The sequence below is a fragment of the Bradyrhizobium sp. USDA 3240 genome, from assembly GCF_054063295.1.
In genome coordinates this window covers 2,817,580-2,835,116 of sequence record NZ_JBSSGD010000002.1, presented here as the reverse complement: position 1 = coordinate 2,835,116, position 17,537 = coordinate 2,817,580, and the positions used below count along the sequence as shown (strand labels likewise).

16 protein-coding genes are annotated in these 17,537 nt (G+C 64.6%); 10 read left to right on the top strand and 6 right to left on the bottom strand.

Translation table 11 applies throughout. The features are described 5' to 3' along the window. Nucleotides 1–21 precede the first annotated feature (21 nt). From ACVIGA_RS14145 to ACVIGA_RS14125, 5 genes are all read left to right on the top strand, one after another. Complete coding sequence (locus ACVIGA_RS14145; RefSeq protein ID WP_456666856.1) at nt 22–939, top strand: amino acid ABC transporter substrate-binding protein; 918 nt, start codon at nt 22–24, stop codon at nt 937–939. Between the two features lie 152 nt (nt 940–1,091). Then, a complete protein-coding gene (locus tag ACVIGA_RS14140; protein ID WP_456666855.1) occupies nt 1,092–1,823 on the top strand; it encodes an amino acid ABC transporter permease in 732 nt (243 codons plus the stop codon). 2 nt (nt 1,824–1,825) lie between these two features. Further along, entirely contained in the window at nt 1,826–2,518 is a 693-nt protein-coding gene (locus ACVIGA_RS14135; RefSeq protein ID WP_456666854.1) for an amino acid ABC transporter permease, read from the top strand. 18 nt (nt 2,519–2,536) lie between these two features. Continuing rightward, nucleotides 2,537–3,268 carry an amino acid ABC transporter ATP-binding protein gene (locus ACVIGA_RS14130; protein ID WP_223967036.1) on the top strand — a complete coding sequence of 244 codons (732 nt, stop codon included), beginning with the start codon at nt 2,537–2,539 and terminating at the stop codon, nt 3,266–3,268. A gap of 208 nt (nt 3,269–3,476) precedes the next feature. Then, nucleotides 3,477–4,337: a D-amino-acid transaminase gene (locus tag ACVIGA_RS14125; protein ID WP_456666853.1), complete on the top strand. Its 861-nt coding sequence runs from the start codon at nt 3,477–3,479 to the stop codon at nt 4,335–4,337. Nucleotides 4,338–4,487: 150 nt separating this feature from the next. Here ACVIGA_RS14125 and ACVIGA_RS14120 read toward each other — a convergent pair whose 3' ends face one another. From ACVIGA_RS14120 to ACVIGA_RS14110, 3 genes are all read right to left on the bottom strand, one after another. Next, the gene (locus ACVIGA_RS14120) at nt 4,488–4,946 is read right to left on the bottom strand and encodes a carboxymuconolactone decarboxylase family protein (RefSeq protein ID WP_194458547.1); all 459 of its coding nucleotides are present in this window, start codon (nt 4,944–4,946) and stop codon (nt 4,488–4,490) included. A 36-nt stretch (nt 4,947–4,982) separates the two neighbouring features. Further along, complete coding sequence (locus tag ACVIGA_RS14115) at nt 4,983–6,593, bottom strand: MDR family MFS transporter (RefSeq protein WP_456666852.1); 1,611 nt, start codon at nt 6,591–6,593, stop codon at nt 4,983–4,985. 471 nt (nt 6,594–7,064) lie between these two features. After that, on the bottom strand, nt 7,065–8,213 hold the full coding sequence (locus ACVIGA_RS14110; protein ID WP_456666851.1) for an HlyD family secretion protein: 1,149 nt from the start codon (nt 8,211–8,213) through the stop codon (nt 7,065–7,067). Nucleotides 8,214–8,355: 142 nt separating this feature from the next. On the opposite strand from ACVIGA_RS14110, the gene ACVIGA_RS14105 reads away from it, so the two are divergent. The 4 genes from ACVIGA_RS14105 (at nt 8,356) to mctP (ending at nt 12,348) form a co-directional block, all read left to right on the top strand. Next, the gene (locus tag ACVIGA_RS14105) at nt 8,356–9,267 is read left to right on the top strand and encodes a LysR family transcriptional regulator (protein ID WP_223967041.1); all 912 of its coding nucleotides are present in this window, start codon (nt 8,356–8,358) and stop codon (nt 9,265–9,267) included. Nucleotides 9,268–9,540: 273 nt separating this feature from the next. Continuing rightward, a complete protein-coding gene (locus ACVIGA_RS14100; protein ID WP_456666850.1) occupies nt 9,541–10,512 on the top strand; it encodes a Bug family tripartite tricarboxylate transporter substrate binding protein in 972 nt (323 codons plus the stop codon). Between the two features lie 149 nt (nt 10,513–10,661). Next, the gene (locus tag ACVIGA_RS14095; RefSeq protein WP_194458551.1) at nt 10,662–10,847 is read left to right on the top strand and encodes a DUF3311 domain-containing protein; all 186 of its coding nucleotides are present in this window, start codon (nt 10,662–10,664) and stop codon (nt 10,845–10,847) included. A 10-nt stretch (nt 10,848–10,857) separates the two neighbouring features. Beyond that, nucleotides 10,858–12,348 (top strand): monocarboxylate uptake permease MctP, encoded by a 1,491-nt coding sequence (gene mctP, locus ACVIGA_RS14090; protein WP_456666849.1) that lies wholly within the window; start codon nt 10,858–10,860, stop codon nt 12,346–12,348. Here mctP and ACVIGA_RS14085 read toward each other — a convergent pair. Continuing rightward, on the bottom strand, nt 12,319–15,795 hold the full coding sequence (locus tag ACVIGA_RS14085) for an indolepyruvate ferredoxin oxidoreductase family protein (RefSeq protein ID WP_456666848.1): 3,477 nt from the start codon (nt 15,793–15,795) through the stop codon (nt 12,319–12,321). The genes mctP and ACVIGA_RS14085 overlap by 30 nt on opposite strands. Nucleotides 15,796–15,951: 156 nt before the next feature. Here ACVIGA_RS14085 and ACVIGA_RS14080 point away from each other — a divergent pair, with 156 nt between their 5' ends. After that, nucleotides 15,952–16,407: an Lrp/AsnC family transcriptional regulator gene (locus ACVIGA_RS14080; protein ID WP_456666847.1), complete on the top strand. Its 456-nt coding sequence runs from the start codon at nt 15,952–15,954 to the stop codon at nt 16,405–16,407. A gap of 148 nt (nt 16,408–16,555) precedes the next feature. On the opposite strand, the gene ACVIGA_RS14075 is transcribed toward ACVIGA_RS14080, so the two are convergent. Continuing rightward, nucleotides 16,556–17,062: a hypothetical protein gene (locus ACVIGA_RS14075; RefSeq protein WP_456666846.1), complete on the bottom strand. Its 507-nt coding sequence runs from the start codon at nt 17,060–17,062 to the stop codon at nt 16,556–16,558. A 62-nt stretch (nt 17,063–17,124) separates the two neighbouring features. Next, on the bottom strand, nt 17,125–17,478 hold the full coding sequence (locus ACVIGA_RS14070; RefSeq protein ID WP_456666845.1) for a hypothetical protein: 354 nt from the start codon (nt 17,476–17,478) through the stop codon (nt 17,125–17,127). Nucleotides 17,479–17,537 lie beyond the last annotated feature (59 nt).

Genomic DNA, 17,537 nt, shown 5'->3' with positions numbered 1-17,537 from the left:
TTTCCACGAAGGAGTAGACGTATGACATCAAAATATCTGATCGGCTTCGCGCTCGCCGCCGCGCTCGGCGTGAGCCAGGCGCAGGCCGAGGAGCTGACGGGCACCCTGAAGAACATCAAGGACACCGGCGCGATCACGCTCGGCTATCGCGATTCCTCGATCCCGTTCTCCTATCTCGACGACAACCAGAAGCCCGTCGGCTACGCGATGGACATCTGCTACAAGATCGTCGATGCCGTGAAGAAGGAGCTGAAGCTCGAGAAGCTCGAGGTCAAGCTCAACCCGGTGACCTCGGCGACGCGTATTCCGCTGATGGCCAACGGCACCGTCGACCTCGAATGCGGCTCGACCACCAACAATGCCGAGCGCCAGAAGCAGGTTTCCTTCACCAACTCCCACTTCCTGACGGCGAGCCGTTACGTCACGAAGAAGGCGAACAAGATCAATTCGATCGACGATTTGAAGGGCAAGACGGTGGTTTCGACCGCCGGCACCACCAACATCAAGCAGCTCACTGAGGCCAATCTCGCGCGTGGGTTGAGCGTCAATATCATCCCGGCCAAGGATCATGCCGAGGCCTTCCTGATGGTCGAGACCGACCGCGCGGTCGCCTTCGTGATGGACGACATCCTGCTCGCGAGCCTCGTCGCCGGCTCGAAGTCGCCGGATGACTACGTCATCTCCAAGGACGCGTTCTCCAAGCCGGAGCCGTACGGCATCATGCTGCGCAAGGATGACGCGCCGTTCAAGAAGGTCGTCGACGCCGCCACCGCGGCGCTCTACACCAGCGGCGAGGGCCAGAAGATCTACGACAAGTGGTTCACCCAGAAGATCCCGCCGAAGGGCCTCAATCTCAACTCGCCGGCTGGACCGGAGATGAAGAAGCAGTTTGCGAAGCCGTCGGACTCGCCGGATCCGGATGCGTATCTGGTGAACTGATCGCAGTGCTGCGCATGACCCGTCGCCGTTCGGCGGCGGGTCCCGAAAATAAGCGTGTCCGGCCATTTTGGAGGAGAATGGCCGGACATTTGCATAGACGCCGCCCGTGATGTCGGCGTAATGCGTGATCGGCGCGAGAGCGCGGGGGACCCGTGAACTACAATTGGAACTGGCACATCTTTCTCGAGCCGAACCCGATGGGGACCGGCACCTATCTCGACATGTTGCTGGCGGGACTGGTGGTCACCATCAAGGTATCGGTGCTCGCCTGGATCATCGCGCTGGTCTCCGGCACGGTGATCGGCGTGCTGCGCACGCTGCCGTCGCGGACGGCGTCGTGGATCGGCTTCTGTTGGGTCGAGTTCTTCCGCAACATGCCGCTGCTGGTGCAGCTGTTCCTGTGGTTCTTCGTGCTGCCCGAGCTGTTGCCGAAATCCGCCGGGCTGTGGCTGAAGCAATTGCCGAACGCGCCGTTCTGGACCGCCGCGGTCGGCGTCGGCCTCTTCATGTCGGCGCGCGTCGCCGTGCAATTGCAGGCCGGCATCGGCTCGCTGCCGCGTGGCCAGAAGCAGGCTTCGACCGCGCTCGGCCTCACCACGGTGCAGACCTATCGCTATGTGCTGCTGCCGATGGCGTTCCGCATCATCCTGCCGCCGCTGACCTCCGAGTTCCTCAACACCATCAAGAACAGCGCGGTCGCGATCACCATCGGCCTGATCGAACTGACCGGCCAGGCGCGTTCGATGCAGGAATTCTCGTTCCAGGTGTTCGAGGCGTTCACCGCGGCAACCGTGCTCTATCTTCTTCTCAATTTCGTCGTGGTCACCGCGATGCGCTTCCTCGAGCGCTATGTCGCGATCCCCGGCTACATCACGGGCAAATAACGATGCTCGGCAATCTCGATCTCGACGTCATCCGCCGCTCGCTGCCTTATCTGTTCTTCGAGGGTATGCGCTTCACGCTGACCTTGACGGCGCTCGCGGCATTCGGCGGCCTCGTGTTCGGCACCCTGATCGCCCTGATGCGATTGTCGAGCTACAAGGTGCTCGGGCGCATCGCGGGCTTCTATGTCGACTTCATCCGCTCGCTGCCGCTGGTGCTGGTGATCTTCTGGTTCTACTTCCTGGTGCCTTACATCGGGCAGTGGCTGACCGGCGCGTCGCGGCCGATCTCGGTCGGCGCCTTCGCCTCCTCGCTGATCACCTTCGTCGCATTCGAGGCGGCGTATTTCTCCGAGATCATGCGCGCCGGCATCCAGTCGATCTCGAAGGGCCAGCCGGCCGCGGCCAGCGCGCTCGGCCTGACCTACGCGCAGTCGATGCGCTACATCGTGCTGCCGCAAGCGTTCCGCAACATGCTGCCGGTGCTGCTGACGCAGACCATCGTGCTGTTCCAGGACACCTCGCTGGTCTACGTGCTGTCGATCCCGGATTTCCTCGGCGCCGCCAGCAAGGTCGCGCAGCGCGACGGCCGGCTGGTCGAAATGTACCTGTTCGCCGCGCTGGTTTACTTCGTCATTTCCTGTGTCGCGTCTTTCGGCGTCCGTCGCCTGCAGTCGCGGATCGCCATTGTTCGCTGAACAACAAGCTGAGCCATCATGATCGAGATCAATCACGTCAATAAATGGTACGGGCCGACCTTCCAGGTGCTGAAGGACTGCACCACCAGCGTCGCCAAAGGCGAGGTGGTCGTGGTCTGCGGCCCGTCCGGCTCGGGCAAGTCGACCCTGATCAAATGCGTCAACGCGCTGGAGCCGATCCAGGACGGCGACATCACGCTCGACGGCATCAAGGTCAACGATCCGAAGACAAACCTGCCCAAGCTGCGCTCGCGCGTCGGCATGGTGTTCCAGCACTTCGAGCTGTTCCCGCATCTGCGCATCATCGACAATCTCCGCCTCGCGCAGGAGAAGGTGCTGGGGCGCAAGCATGACGATGCCACCGCCAAGGGCATGAAGCTCCTGGAGCGCGTCGGGCTGACGGATCATGCCAAGAAGTTTCCCGCCGAATTGTCCGGCGGTCAGCAGCAGCGCGTCGCGATCGCCCGCGCGCTGGCGATGGACCCGATCGCGATGCTGTTCGACGAGCCGACCTCGGCGCTCGACCCGGAAATGATCAGCGAGGTGCTCGACGTCATGGTCGACCTCGCCCGCGAGGGCATGACCATGATGGTGGTGACCCACGAGATGGGCTTTGCCAACAAGGTCGCCGACCGCGTCATCTTCATGGACCGCGGCGAGATCGTCGAGGACGCCAAGAAGGCCGATTTCTTCGGCACGCCGCGCAGCGACCGCGCGCAGAAGTTCCTGTCGAAGATCTTGCAGCACTGAGGCGCAGAGGCGCTGACCTCTCCCCGTCGTCATTCCGGGGCGCCTCGCAGAGGCGAGCCCGGAATCCATAACCACCATCGTGAGTATGGATTCCGGGCTCGCGCCAAGTGGCGCGCCCCGGAATGACGTCCGGTGAGGGTTTTCCCCCGTTAACAATTTGCGTATACGAAGGCCTGAAAACCCGTCCTTCGTCCGCAGGAGAACTCGCGTGGAAAAGATCGCTTACGTCAACGGCTCGTTCGTGCCGCACTCCGAGGCCAAGGTCTCGGTGTTCGACCGCGGATTCCTGTTCGCCGACGGCATCTACGAGGTGGCGGCGGTGCTCGAGGGCAAGCTGATCGACAACGCCTCGCATCTGGCGCGGCTCAAGCGCTCGGTCGGCGAGATCCAGCTTGCGCTCCCCGAGACGCTGGAGCGGATCGAGGAGATCCAGAAGGAGCTGGTCAAGCGCAACGACCTCGTCAACGGCATGGTCTATCTCGAGGTCACTCGCGGCGCCGACAAGGGGCGCGACTTCGCCTTCCCGAAGGCCGACGTCAAGCCGACCCTTGTGATGTTCATCTCGGAAAAGGACATCATCAACGCGCCGTCGGCCAAGACCGGCATCAATGTCATCACGGTGCCCGACATCCGCTGGGAGCGGCGCGACATCAAGAGCGTGGCGCTCTTGGCGCAGGTGCTGGCCAAGCAGGCTGCCGCCGCGGCCGGCGCCGGCGAAGCCTGGATGATCGAGGACGGCAAGGTCACCGAGGGCGGCTCGTCCTCGTCCTTCATCATCACCCAGGACGACGTCATCGTGACCCGGCAGAACGGCAACGAGATCCTGCCCGGTTGCACCCGCAAGGCGGTGGTCAAGCTCGCCGAGGAGCGCCAGCTTCGCATCGAGGAGCGCGCCTTCACGGTCGAGGAAGCGCTCGCCGCCAAGGAAGCCTTCATCACCAGCGCCTCGGTGTTCGTGCAGGGCGTGGTCGCGATCGACGGCAAGCAGGTCGGCAGCGGCAAGGTCGGCCCGATCACCGACCGCCTGCGCGAGATTTATGTCGAGTTCGCCCGCGCGACGGCGGTTTGAACTATCCCCATTCGCGCTGTCATCGCCCGGCTCGACCGGGCGATCCAGTATTCCAGAGACCGCGGCGCTTGAGCCGAGGGGCCGCGGCGTACTGGATGCCCCGCATGAAGCGGGGCATGACAGTGGAGTGTATGGCGGACAGTATCGCCCTCACGCCGCGACCTTCACCTTCACCGGATGCACCGCGCGGAAGCCGATGGCGATCCGGTTCCAGGCGTTGATGGCGCCGATCAGCGTGGTCAGGTTGACCAGCTCGCTGTCCGTGAACTGCGCCCGCACCGCCTCGTAGTCGGCGTCCGGCGCATGGGTCTCTGCAACCAGCGTCAGGGCTTCGGTCCAAGCCAGTGCCGCGCGCTCGCGCTCGCTGTAGAGAGGGGACTCGCGCCAGGCGTTGAGCAGATAGAGCCGCTGCTCGGTCTCGCCATGCTTGCGGGCGTCCTCGGTGTGCATGTTGATGCAGTAGGCGCAGCCGTTGATCTGCGAGGCGCGGGTCTTCACCAGCTCGATCAGCGATTGCTCAAGGCCGCTCGCAGTGATCTGGCCTTCGACCGCAACCAGCGCTTTGATCGTCTCGGGGGCGGCCTGGTAGAAATTCATGCGGGGTTTCATGGTCATTCTCCTTGGTTGGGGGTTCAACAAGAAAGGCTAGTGTGCACCTCCGCCGCCCGCGAGCTGGCCCGGCTTCTTCAGGAACAGCGCCGCCACCAGTGCGACGATCAGCGCCACGCCGAGCAGATAGAAGGTGTCGCTGAAGGCGAGGATGTAGGCCTGCTTCTGCACGACATTGCCGATCGCAGCGATTGCGCGGTGGGCGGCGGCGGCCGGATCGGCAACGCCGTGGTTCAGGAAATACTGGGTCAATCCCTCAATCCGCGTTCGGGTCGCCTGTTCCAGCATCGAGACCGACTGCATCAGCACGTTGGAGTGATACTGCTCGCGCTTGGTCAGCAGTGTCTGCAGCGCGGCGATGCCGATGGCGCCGCCGAGGTTGCGCATCATGTTGAACAACGCCGACGCCGATCCGGCATTCTCCGCCTCAATTCCGGCCGTCGCAACCGCCGACAGCGGCGCGAATGCCAGCGCCTGACCGACGGCACGGACCACATTGGGCCACAGCAGCTGATCGGCCGCATAGTCGTTGGTCATGTAGATGTTCATGAAGTTGGAGCCGGCGAACAGCGCAAATCCGATGCCGATGACGATGCGCGGGTCGAAGCGCTGCATCAGCCGCGGCACCAGCGGGATCAGCACGAGCTGCGGCAGGCCGGTCCAGGCCAGCACCATGCCGATCTGCTCGGCGTTGTAGCCCTGGATGCGCGACAGGTATTGCGGCAGGATGAACACCGAGCCGTACAGCGCGATGCCGAGCAGGAAGTTGGCCAGCATGCCGAAGCCGAAATTGCGGCGGGCGAGCAGGCGCAGATTGAGCAGCGGCTTCGCGACGGTGAACTCGACGATCAGGAAGGCGACCAACGCGACCGCTGCGATCACCGACAGGCGGACGATGAAGGGCGAGCCGAACCAATCGTCCTCGTTGCCCTCTTCCAGCACGGTCTGCAGCGCGGCGAGGCCGATCGCCATGGTGATGATGCCGAGCCAGTCGCCCTGGCGGATCAGCGACAGCTTCATCGGGCTCGGATCGAGCGAGACGTACAGCATCGCGATCATCACGGCGCCGGGCACCAGATTGACATAGAAGATGTACTGCCAGCCCCAGTTCTCGGTCAGATAGCCGCCGATGGTCGGGCCGATCGCCGGCGCGAAGGTCGCCGACAGCGCGAACAGCGCCAGCCCCATCGGCTGCTTCGCCTTCGGCAGCAGCGTGATGATCAGCGTGAATGCCATCGGGATCAGCACGCCGCCGGTGAAGCCCTGCACGGCGCGCAGCGCGATCATCTGCGGCAGGTCCTGCGCCAGCGCGCAGGCGCCCGAGAACACCAGGAACAGGAACGCATTGGTGAGCAAATAGATGCGCACCGAGAACACCTGCGCGAGCCAACCGGACAGCGGAATCACCACGATTTCGGCGATCAAATAGGAGGTCGAGATCCAGCCGCCGTCATCGATGCCGGCGCCGATGCCGCCTTGGATGTCGGCGAGCGAAGCGTTGACGATCTGGATGTTGAGCACCGCCATGAATGCGCCGAGCGTGGCGCCGACCACCGCGATCCAGGTTTTGGTCGGGATCGCGGGTGCTGCGGGGGCTGCCGGGGCGGGGAGATCGGCAGGAGTGGCTGTGGGCTGGAATGCGGTCATTGGGGGCGTCCTTGCTGCCCCACAACATGGATTAGGCGGCCGGTTTCGATAATCCGGGAAAGACTGGAAGGATTGTCCGGCGGCAATTGATAATCGGGACGATGGCGGCAACTGCGGCCAGTGGCTCGTCATTGCGCTTGGTCTGCGGTGTCGACTGGTGAGGTGAGCACGCCTCTCAGGCTCCCTCTCCCCTTGTGGGAGAGGGGTGGCCCCGGGCGCTGACGACAGAAATTCGCGAGAGCTGCTTCAATTGTGCCGTACCCGTGGCCGGCGGCAGCGGCGTCATCGCAAACCAACAAGCGTCAGCGCAAGCGGCACCCCTCTCCCCAACCCTCCCCCACAAGGGGGGAGGGAGCCCTTCCGCCGGTGATCGTGGCACGAAGGAGTGGCGTAGCAGGGAGGCGCAGCAAAACGCGATCGACCACCGAGTGGGTGATCGATCGCGCGTAGCAGGACGTTGGTCGTTGAACGCTAGCCGCCGCTCGGCCGCGCCGCCGCCGCCAGCCGCCGCTTCTCTTCCCGCTCGGCCAGTACGGTTGCCTTGGTGTTGACGGTCGGGATCGCCGACATGCCCGGCCGCAAGAGACCGGTGAGGCTGTGGTCGTCGAGCACGATTTTCACCGGCACGCGCTGCACGATCTTGGTGAAGTTACCGGTGGCATTGTCGGGCGGCAGCAGCGCGAATTCGAGGCCGCTGGCCGGCGACAGACTGTCGACATGGCCCTTCAGCGTGGTGCCGTGAAAACTGTCGACGGTAAGCTCGACCGGCTGGCCGTTGCGCACGTGCGTTAGCTGGGTCTCCTTGAAATTGGCGACCACATAGACCGCATCGAGCGGCACCACGGCCATCAGCTGGGTGCCGGCCTGCACATATTGGCCGACGCGGAGCGTGCGGGCGCCGACCGTGCCGTCGACCGGCGCGGTGATCCGCGCGTAGGACAGGTTCAGCTCGGCCTGCTGCTCGACCGCGCGGGCCCGGTCGGCCTGCGCGACAGCCTGGGCGCGCTGCGTGGTGAGCACATCGACCTTGCGCTGCGCCGCTGACAGTGCCGACTTGGCGTGCTGCAGCTGCGCCGTATTGCTACGCAGCGCCGCGTCGGTCTGCTGCGCGCGTTGAATGGTGCCGGAGCCGGACTTCATCAGCCCGTCGTAGCGGCTCTGCTCTTCCTGGGCGAATTTCAGGTTGGCTTCGGCAGCTTCGACATCGGCGGTGCTCTGGTCGATGACCGGCTGTTGCAGTTCGAGCTGGGCATCGAGGTTACGCACCGAGGCATCGGCGGCGTCGACGTCGGCCTTGGCCTGTCCGAGCGCGGTGCGGTAGTCGCGGTCGTCGATCTCGGCCAGCAGCTGGCCGGCCTTCACCGGCTGGTTGTCGGTCACCAGCACGCGGGCGATGTAGCCCGACACTTTCGGGGCGATGATCGTGGAGTCCGCCTTCACATAGGCGTCGTCGGTGGATTCGAGGTAGCGGCCGGTGGTGAGGTAGTCGTAGCCAAAGTCGCTGGCCACGGCGACGCCGAGCACGGCGGCAAGCCCGAGCGCCACCCGCTTGACCGTGCGCCGCGACGGGCGAAGGCCGATTTTGGCTGATTCTTCAGGGATATAGGTCGTGGTCGACATGATTGTCTCCTGGCCGAACATTCGCGTCCTTCCAGAAAGGGCGCCGGATACGGCCCTTAGATGCAATGTCCTCCCCGCTGTGATAATCCCGATAAAACTGGAAGCATTATCAAGCCAGCGCTGATAATCCGGACCTTGTTACATGGATCGCCTGACCAGTTTGACCGCCTTCGTCCGGGTCGTGGATTCCGGCGGCTTTTCCGCCGCCGGCCGCAAGCTCAACATGTCCACCACCATGGTGAGCAACCACGTCCAGTCGCTGGAGGACCGGCTCGGGGCCCGGTTGCTCAACCGCACCACGCGCAAGGTCAGCCTCACCGAGGTCGGCCAGGCCTATTACGACCGCTGCATCCAGATCCTCGCCGACATCGAGCAGGCCGACGAGGTCGCGGGCGCGCAGCAATCGGTGCCGCGCGGCACGCTGCGCATCTTCACCAACACCCATCTGGTCCAGTTCCTGTCGTCGACGGTGACCGGGTTCCTCGCCGCCTATCCCGAGGTCAAGGTCGACCTGATGATCGGCGAACGCTCGGCCGACCTGCTCGACGAAAATTTCGATCTCGCCGTGCAGATGATCCCGCCGCGCGATTCCGCGCTGATCGTGCGCCGCATCGCCACCTGGCGGCACGTGCTGTGCTGTTCGCATGATTACGTCGAGGCGCACGGCAAGCCGGAGCTGCTCGCCGACCTCGCGACCCGCAACTGCGTTCGCCATATCAACTATCCGTTCGGCGACGAGTGGCATTTCGTCGACCGCAAGGGCGCGCCGGCAGCAGTGAAGGTGACGGGCAATCTCGTCTCCAACAGCGGCGAGACGTTGAAGCTCGCGGCGCTCGCCGGCGTCGGCGTGTTCCTCGCGGCGGGCTTCCTGGTCCGGGATGAACTCGAAGCGGGGAAGCTGGTTCGGCTGCTGCCCGAATACCGGCCGGTCGAGCTGACGATGAACGCGATCTACCCGCACCGCCATCACCTCTCGGCGAAGGTGCGCGTCTTCATCGATCTCCTGGTGCATCACGCCACCGAGCAGCAGAAGCTGATCAATCCGTATTCGTGAGGCAGTGCGCAGGGTGGGCACGCTTGCGCCTTGCTAACGCCGCGCTGCCAATTCTATTCCCGTCATCCTGAGGTGCGAGCTCTTGCGAGCCTCGAAGGATGAATCGGCCCGGCTGCTGGCCGTCCATCCTTCGAGGCTCGCTCCGCTCGCACCTCAGGATGACGGGACCGGCAGCGCGTAGCGATTCTGCCACTTGTCATGACCGCCCGGCACTCCACGCATGGCGTTCGCGTGTATGAGAGGAACAGCTCATCTACCCGCCCGGGACCTGCCATGCCGCTTCGTGTCCTCACCTCCATCCTGTTCGCGATCGCAGCAAATGTGCTGCTGCAGGCTCCGGCGCGCGCAGGCTACCCCGACCACATCGTGAAAATCGTGGTGCCGTTCGCGCCGGGCGGCGGCACGTATGTCGTCGCGCGCACGCTGGCGCAGGAGATGCAGAAGGATCTCGGCGTCGCCGTCATCATCGAGAACAAGCCGGGGGCGGGCACCATCATCGGCACGCAAAGCGTCGCGGCCAGCCCGGGCGACGGCTACACGCTGCTGATGGCGACCTTCGCCAACGCGGTCAATCCGAGCCTCTACGCCAAGCTCCCCTACGACGCCCACAAGGATTTTGCCCCGGTGGCGCTGGTGGCGCGCTCGTTCAATGTCGTCGTGGTCAATCCTGCTTCGCCGATCAAGTCGATCGCCGATCTGATTGCGGCTGCGAAGGCCGATCCGGAAAAACTGTCCTACGGGACCTATGGCACCGGCACCTCGGCGCATCTGGCCGGCGAGTTGTTCAAGCACATGGCGTCCGTCAATCTGACCACTGTGCCCTACAAGGGCGCGGCGCCTGCCATCACCGACCTCTTGGGCGGCCAGATCCAGGTGATGTTCACGACGGTGGCAAGCTGTGCGTCGCTGGTCGAGGCCGGTCAGCTGCGCGCGATCGGGGTGACCTCGGCTGAGCGCTCGGCATCGTTCCCGCAATTGCCGACGGTGTCCGAAGCCGGTGTGCCGGGCTATTCAGCGGAATCCTGGTACGGCCTTTACGCACCTGCGAACACGCCGCCCGACATCATCGACCGCCTCAACAAATCAGCGGCCAAGGCCGTGCAGGCCGAGGCCTTCAGGAAGCTCAGCGTCAATGAGGGCCTCGTGATGGTGGCACAGCCCCCGGCCGAGCTCGACCGCTACTTCACGGCTGAGGAGGCGCGTTGGCGCAAGGTCATCCAGGACGCCGGCATCAAAGCCGAGTAGGCTGCCTGCCCGGCACGGCGATCACATCTTTTTGCATCGCCATGCCGCAACCGTGATTCTAGACGCAACGAATGGTTCCTGGGGTCGTTGATGACGGGACGCCGGCAACACCGCCGGTTTGGATCAACCCTCGGGCTGGGGAGTGAGCCATGTGGATTCTGTTGCTGCTGCCGTTTATCGGCTTGCTGTGGGTGCCGTTCTATAATTTCCTCGAGCCGTCGCTGTTCGGTTTTCCTTTCTTCTACTGGTACCAGCTCGCCTGGGTGCCGATCTCATCACTCTTGATCTGGCTGGTCTATCGCAGCCGGCAGCCCGACGCCGACGAGCAGCGGTGAGGGGGCAGCCATGACCGATCATATCGCCTGGGTGGCGCTCTCCGTCTTCATCTTCTTCTTCGCCCTCGTTACCGTGATGGGCTTCTTCGCGGCGCGCTGGAAATCCGGCCCGGTCAACGAGCATCTCGATGAATGGGGTCTCGGCGGCCGTCAGTTCGGTACCTGGATCACCTGGTTCCTGGTCGGCGGCGATTTCTACACCGCCTACACCGTGATCGCGGTGCCGGCGCTGGTCTACGCAGTCGGCGCCTACGGCTTCTTCGCGCTGCCCTACACCATCATCGTCTACCCCTTCGTGTTCGCCGTCATGCCGGTGCTGTGGAAGAAGGCGCATGCCAACGGCTACGTCACCGCTGCGGATGTCGTGCACGGCGCCTATGGCTCGCGCAGCCTCGAACTCGCGGTGGCGCTGACCGGCCTGGTCGCGACCATGCCCTATATCGCGTTGCAGCTGATCGGCATGGAGGTCGTGATCAAGGCGATGGGCCTGACCGGCGAACTGCCGATCATCGCCGCCTTCGTGATCCTCGCGCTCTATACCTATAGCTCCGGCCTGCGCGCGCCGGCGCTGATCGCCTTCGTCAAGGACATCATGATCTACATCGTTGTGCTGACGGCGGTGGTCGTGGTGCCCTCGAAGCTCGGCGGCTATGGCGCGGTGTTCTCGGCGGCCAACGACGCCTTCACGGCGAAGGGCGGCGCCACCGGCCTGACGCTGAAGCCTTCGCAGTATCTGCCCTATGCGACACTGGCGCTCGGCTCGGCGCTGGCCGCCTTCATGTATCCGCACACGCTGACGGGCATCTTCGCCTCGAAGTCGGCGGATACCATCCGCAAGAACGCGATCCTGCTGCCGGCCTATACGCTCTTGCTCGGCCTGATTGCACTGCTCGGCTACATGGCCTATGCCGCGGGCATCAAGGTGACGTCGCCGAACGACGTGGTGCCGATGCTGTTCAAGACGCTGTTCCCGGAATGGTTCGCGGGCTTTGCGTTCTCGGCGATCGCGATCGGCGCGCTGGTGCCGGCGGCGGTGATGAGCATCGGCGCGGCCAATCTGTTCACCCGCAATGTCTGGAAGTCCTACGTCAATCCGGACATCTCGCATGCCGGTGAGGCGTCGGTGGCGAAAATCACCTCGCTGGTGGTGAAGGTTGGCGCGCTCGCCTTCATCCTGTTCCTGCCGACGCAATATGCGCTCGACCTGCAGCTGCTCGGCGGCCTCTGGATCGTGCAGACGCTGCCGGCGCTGGTGTTCGGCCTGTTCACCGTCTGGTTCCGCGCCGAAGCGCTCTTGCTCGGCTGGGCGGTCGGCATCGGCTGGGGCACGTACACGGCCTGGAGCAACGGGCTGAAGCCGCTCGCCAGCATCTCGCTCGGCGATGCCACCTACAGCTTCTACGTCGGCCTCGGCGCGCTCTTGCTCAACATCGTGGTGGCCGTGATTGCGACCGTCGTGGTGGGCTTGATCTCACCCGCCAAGCACGGCGCGGCGGCTTGAGCCGTCGTGCGTATCTGACGGGGCGGAGGTAAGAAGCGCGGTCAACCGCGCCACCTCCGCCTTGGTCTTTTCGATCGCGGCGTCCTTCACCGGCCCATAGCCGCGGATCTCCATCGGCGCTTTTGCAATCGCTGTGAGATCGGGCAGCCGCGCGGCATCGAGCTTGCCGAGCAGGGTCTCGATCAGCGCCTCGTACCAGCCGATCAGCTCGCGCTCGGCGCGGCGCTCCGCCGTGTATCCGAATACGTCGAACGCTGTGCCGCGCAGTCCTTTGAGCCGCGCCAGTAAGCGGAGTGGCGTCTGGATCCACTGGCCGAATGCGCGCTTGCGTGGCCGGCCGCGCGCATCCAGCCGTGCCGGCAACAGCGGCGGCGCGAGATGGTACTGCACCGTGAAGTCGCCATCGAATTCGCGCTTGAGGGTCTCGAGGAAGCCGGTCTGCATATGCAGCCGCGCCACCTCGTACTCATCTTTGTAGGCCATCAGCTTGAACAGTGAGCGGGCGACGGCGTCGGTCAACGTCTCGTTTCCGAGCGCGGCTTCGGCGTGACGGACGCGGTCGACCGTGGCGCGATAGCGCGCGGCATAGGCCTCGTCCTGATAGTCACGAAGGAAGTCTGCGCGCCGCGCGATCATCTGCTCCAGCGTCTCCCGGGTGTTGGCGTCGGCGTTCTTGGCCTTCGGCAGAAAATCCGGATCGGCAAAGGCGAGCCGGCCCCAGGCCAGCGCCTGCTTGTTGCGCTCAATGGTGACGCCGTTCAGTTCGATCGCGCGCGTCAGTGCATCGAGCGACACCGGCACCAGGCCCTGCTGCCAGGCGAAGCCGAGCATCATGATGTTGGCGTAGACGCTATCGCCGAGCAGCCGCTCCGCGAGCGCATTGGCGTCGATTGCGGTGACGTTGCCTGGTCCGATCACCCGCTCGATGGCGCGCCGGCGAACCGGCGAGGCGAGGTCGGCATCACGAAAGCGAACCACGTCGCCGGTCGGCATCTCAGCGAGGTTGACCGCGGCGCGCATGCCCATGCGATAGGTGCCGGAGGCCTTGGCCGACGAGCTGACCACGAGATCGCAGCCGATCAGCGCGTCCGCCGCGCCCTGGTCGATCCGCACCTGGTGCAGCGCCTCGGGCAGAGCCGCGAGCCGCAGATAGCTCAGCACCGGGCCGAATTTCTGCGCGAAGCCGGTGAAGTCGAGCACCGAGACGCCGCGGCCCTCGAGATGCGCGGCCATCGCGATCAGCGCGCCGACCGTGATGACACCGGTGCCGCCGACGCCAGTCACCAGCAGGTCGTAGGGCTTGTCGAGCGGCGCGAGCTCCGGCGCCGGCAGTGCCGCGGCGCGCGCCAGCGGATCGATCGCGCTTGCGCCCTTCGCCCGCCGCTTGCCGCCTTCGATCGTCACAAAACTCGGGCAAAAGCCGTTGAGGCAGGAAAAATCCTTGTTGCAGGTCGAGAGGTTGATCTTGCGCTTGCGGCCGAACGGCGTCTCCTTCGGCTCGACGCTGAGGCAGTTCGATTCCACCGAGCAATCGCCGCAGCCCTCGCAGACGAGGTCGTTGATGTAGGCGAAACGCGCCGGATCCTTGATCGTGCCGCGCTTGCGCCGCCGCCGCTTCTCGGTGGCGCAGGTCTGCTGATAGATCAGCACGGTGACGCCGGGAATTTCGCGCAGCTCGCGCTGCACGGCGTCCATCTCCTCGCGCGGATGGATGGTGACGCCAGCGGGTAAATCCGCCGGCGAGAACTGCGCGGGATCATCCGACACCAGCGCGATCCGCGCGACGCCCTCGGCCCGGACGCTGTGCGCGATTGCCTGAACGCTGACCGGGCCGTCGACCGGCTGGCCGCCGGTCATCGCCACGGCGTCATTGAACAGGATCTTGTAGGTGATGTTGGCTTTGGCTGCGATCGCCTGACGGATCGCCATCGAGCCGGAGTGATAGTAGGTGCCTTCGCCGAGATTCTGGAACACGTGGCTGTTGCCGGTGAATTTCGACGAGGCCGCCCAGTTGACGCCTTCGCCGCCCATCTGGATCAGCGACGAGGTCTCGCGGTCCATCCAGCTCGCCATGAAGTGGCAGCCGATGCCGGCCAGCGCCTTCGAACCCTCGGGCACTTTTGTCGAGGTATTGTGCGGGCAGCCCGAGCAGAAATACGGCGTCCGCGTCGCGCCGGGGACGGCGATCGTGCGATCCTGCTCCGGCCTGAGCGCGGCGACGCGGCGGGCGAGCTGCAATTCCGGAAACATCGGATCGAGCCGCCGCGCCAGCACGTCGGCGAGCATCAGCGGCGACAATTCGCCGGTCCAGGAGATCAGCCGCGCGCCGGTTTCGTCGTGCTTGCCAACCATCCGCTCCGGCTTGGAGCCGGGATAGTCGTAGAAATATTCCTTGAACTGGCTCTCGATGATGCCGCGCTTCTCCTCGACCACGAGGATCTCGCGCTTGCCCTTCACGAACTCCATCGCATCGTGCAGCGCCAGCGGCCACACCATGCCAACCTTGTAGATGTCGATGCCGAAGCGGCGGCAAGCGGCCTCGTCGAGGCCGATCAGCCGCAACGCCTCCATCAGATCGAGATGCGCCTTGCCCGTGGTGACGATGCCGTAGGTCGCATCCCTGATGTCGTAGATGCGGCGGTCGATCGGATTGGCTTTTGCAAACGCGTAGACCGCGTGCTTCTTCGCTTCGAGCCGCTCCTCGATCTGCGGGCCCGGCAGATCCGGCCAGCGATAATGCAGGCCGCCGGGCGGCGGCACGAAATCCGGCTGCGCGAAGACGCGCGGCGGCCGCAGCTCGACCGAGGCGCCGGACTCCACGATCTCCGAGATCGCCTTGAAGCCGACCCACATGCCGGAAAATCGACTGAGCGCGTAGCCATATTCGCCGAATGCGAGATATTCGCCGACATCGGCCGGATGCAGCGTCGGCATGAACCAGCTCATGAAGGCGACGTCGGACTGATGCGGCATCGAGGACGAGACGCAGCCATGGTCGTCGCCGGCCACGACCAGCACGCCGCCATGCGGCGAGGAGCCATAGGCATTGCCGTGCTTCAGCGCGTCGCCGGAGCGATCGACGCCGGGGCCCTTGCCGTACCAAAGGCCGAACACGCCATCGACTTCGCGATCCCGTTGCGTCTCGACCTGCTGCGAGCCGAGCACGGCGGTGGCGGCGAGGTCTTCATTCACGGCGGGCAGGAATTCGATGCGGCTCTCCTTCAGCCGCTCGCCGATCTTCCACAATTCGAGATCGACGCCGCCGAGCGGCGAGCCGCGATAGCCGGAGATGAAGCCCGCGGTGTTGAGGCCGCTCGCACGGTCGCGCCTGATCTGATCGAGCGCGATGCGCACGATCGCCTGCGTGCCGGTGAGGAAGACGCGGCCGCGTTCCCTGCTGTAGCGCTCGGACAGCTGGTAGGCGTCGAGCAACGGCATCTGGCCCATGACCGACCCCTCCGGGAATCGCAATGTCTGACCGGACAAGGCTACGCCCGAGGGCTTGGTAGGTCTTACCTATCTGTTCGGTTGAGGCCGAAAATATGGTAGGATACTATGATATGAATCGATATTCGGTAGATTCTACCAAACCGGAGTTTTTGGATGGTCGAGGAGCTAGACGAGAAAATCCTCGTCGAACTGCAAAAGGACGGCCGCGCCACCAACCAGCAACTGGCGGAAACCGTCGGGATGTCGACCTCGGCGTGCTGGCGGCGGGTCCGCGCGCTGGAGGAGTCCGGCGTCATCTCGGGCTATTCGGCGCTGGTGGCGCGCGAGCACGCCGGCTTTGCGACCTCAGCGATCCTGCACGTCTCGCTGGAGCGGCACGACACGAAATTCGTCGACGAGTTCGTCGCGCGCGTGACGCAGCGCCGCGAGGTGCTGGAGTGCTTCGCGACAACAGGCGATGCCGACTATCATCTGCGCGTGGTCGTGCGCGACATGGACGCCTACAACCGTTTCCTCGACGAGTTCATGTTCCGCATCCCCGGCATTCGGCACGTGCGCACCAACGTAATCCTGAAGGAGATCAAGACCGGCGTGGCGCTGCCGTTTTAGTTTGTCGTTCGAGGCACGCGCGTCTCTCTCTCCCACGTCATTCCGGGGCGTGCGCAGCACGAGCCCGGAATCCATTCCTCCACGAGCTATGCGGCTTGATGGATTCCGGGCTCTCGCTTCGCGAGCCCCGGAATGACGAGGGAGGGCGCTACGCTTCCGCCGCTTTGGCCCGCGTCAGGATCATGAACACCATGACATGACTGACCAGCAGCAGCGGCACGTAGAGCGCCGGGACATAGATGCCGGCGCCGAACAGGCCGGGATCCGCGTTCTTCGTCGCGCCCATGTAGTAGGCGTTGAGAAGGTCCAGCGTGCCCCAGATGTTGAAGAGCCAGACGATCGGAATGGCGATCGGCCAGCGCCACGACAGTGCTGCCATCGAGAGCAGCGCGAGCGCTGCAGCGGTCAGATCGCCCCAGCCGACCGCGCTGGCAAACACCGGGTTCACCTCCGGCGACACGAAGCCTGTGACCATGAAGTTCATGCCGAGAAACCGGAAGGCATGAAGGGCCGCAAGCAGCCGGAGCGCCTCATGGCGCGGCCAGGTGCGGAGCGCCGGCCAGACATAGGTCGCGGCCACCACGGCACTGGTCAGAAATGCTCCGGCGACGCTGAGCAGGAATGGAATGTTGAGACTGACTGGCACGGCCGGCATCCTCTGTTTGTCGATCCGGAGGGAGAGGTCGAACCCGTCGATCGGGTTCGACCTCGGAGGGTTCACGGCTTGGCGAGCAGCAGGCGCAGCGGCAGCAGCGGGCCGAGCGCGATGTAGTCGTGGTCCATGATGTCGAGCTTGGACAACGGCAGCCCCTCCATGATCGCGTGCGCCTCGGATGTATCCTTGGCGTCGAGCAGGAAGACGACGCCGCGGCCGTCGGATCGCGAATACCATTCGCGAACCTTGCCGCTGAGATAGAGCTGCACGGTCTGCCGGATTTCATCCGGCATGACGGCCATCACCTGTTCGCGGGTGACGCCGACCTTGACGGTCAGGATGACCATCACGCCGGTGGTGATGGTGGAGGGGGGCTGTGCTTGTGTTTGGGCTTGGGCAAGAGAGGGAGCGGTCATGGAGGTTAAGCCTGTCGAAGTGAGGGTGAGGGCCAGGAGGGTGTGACGGATTGTTTTCA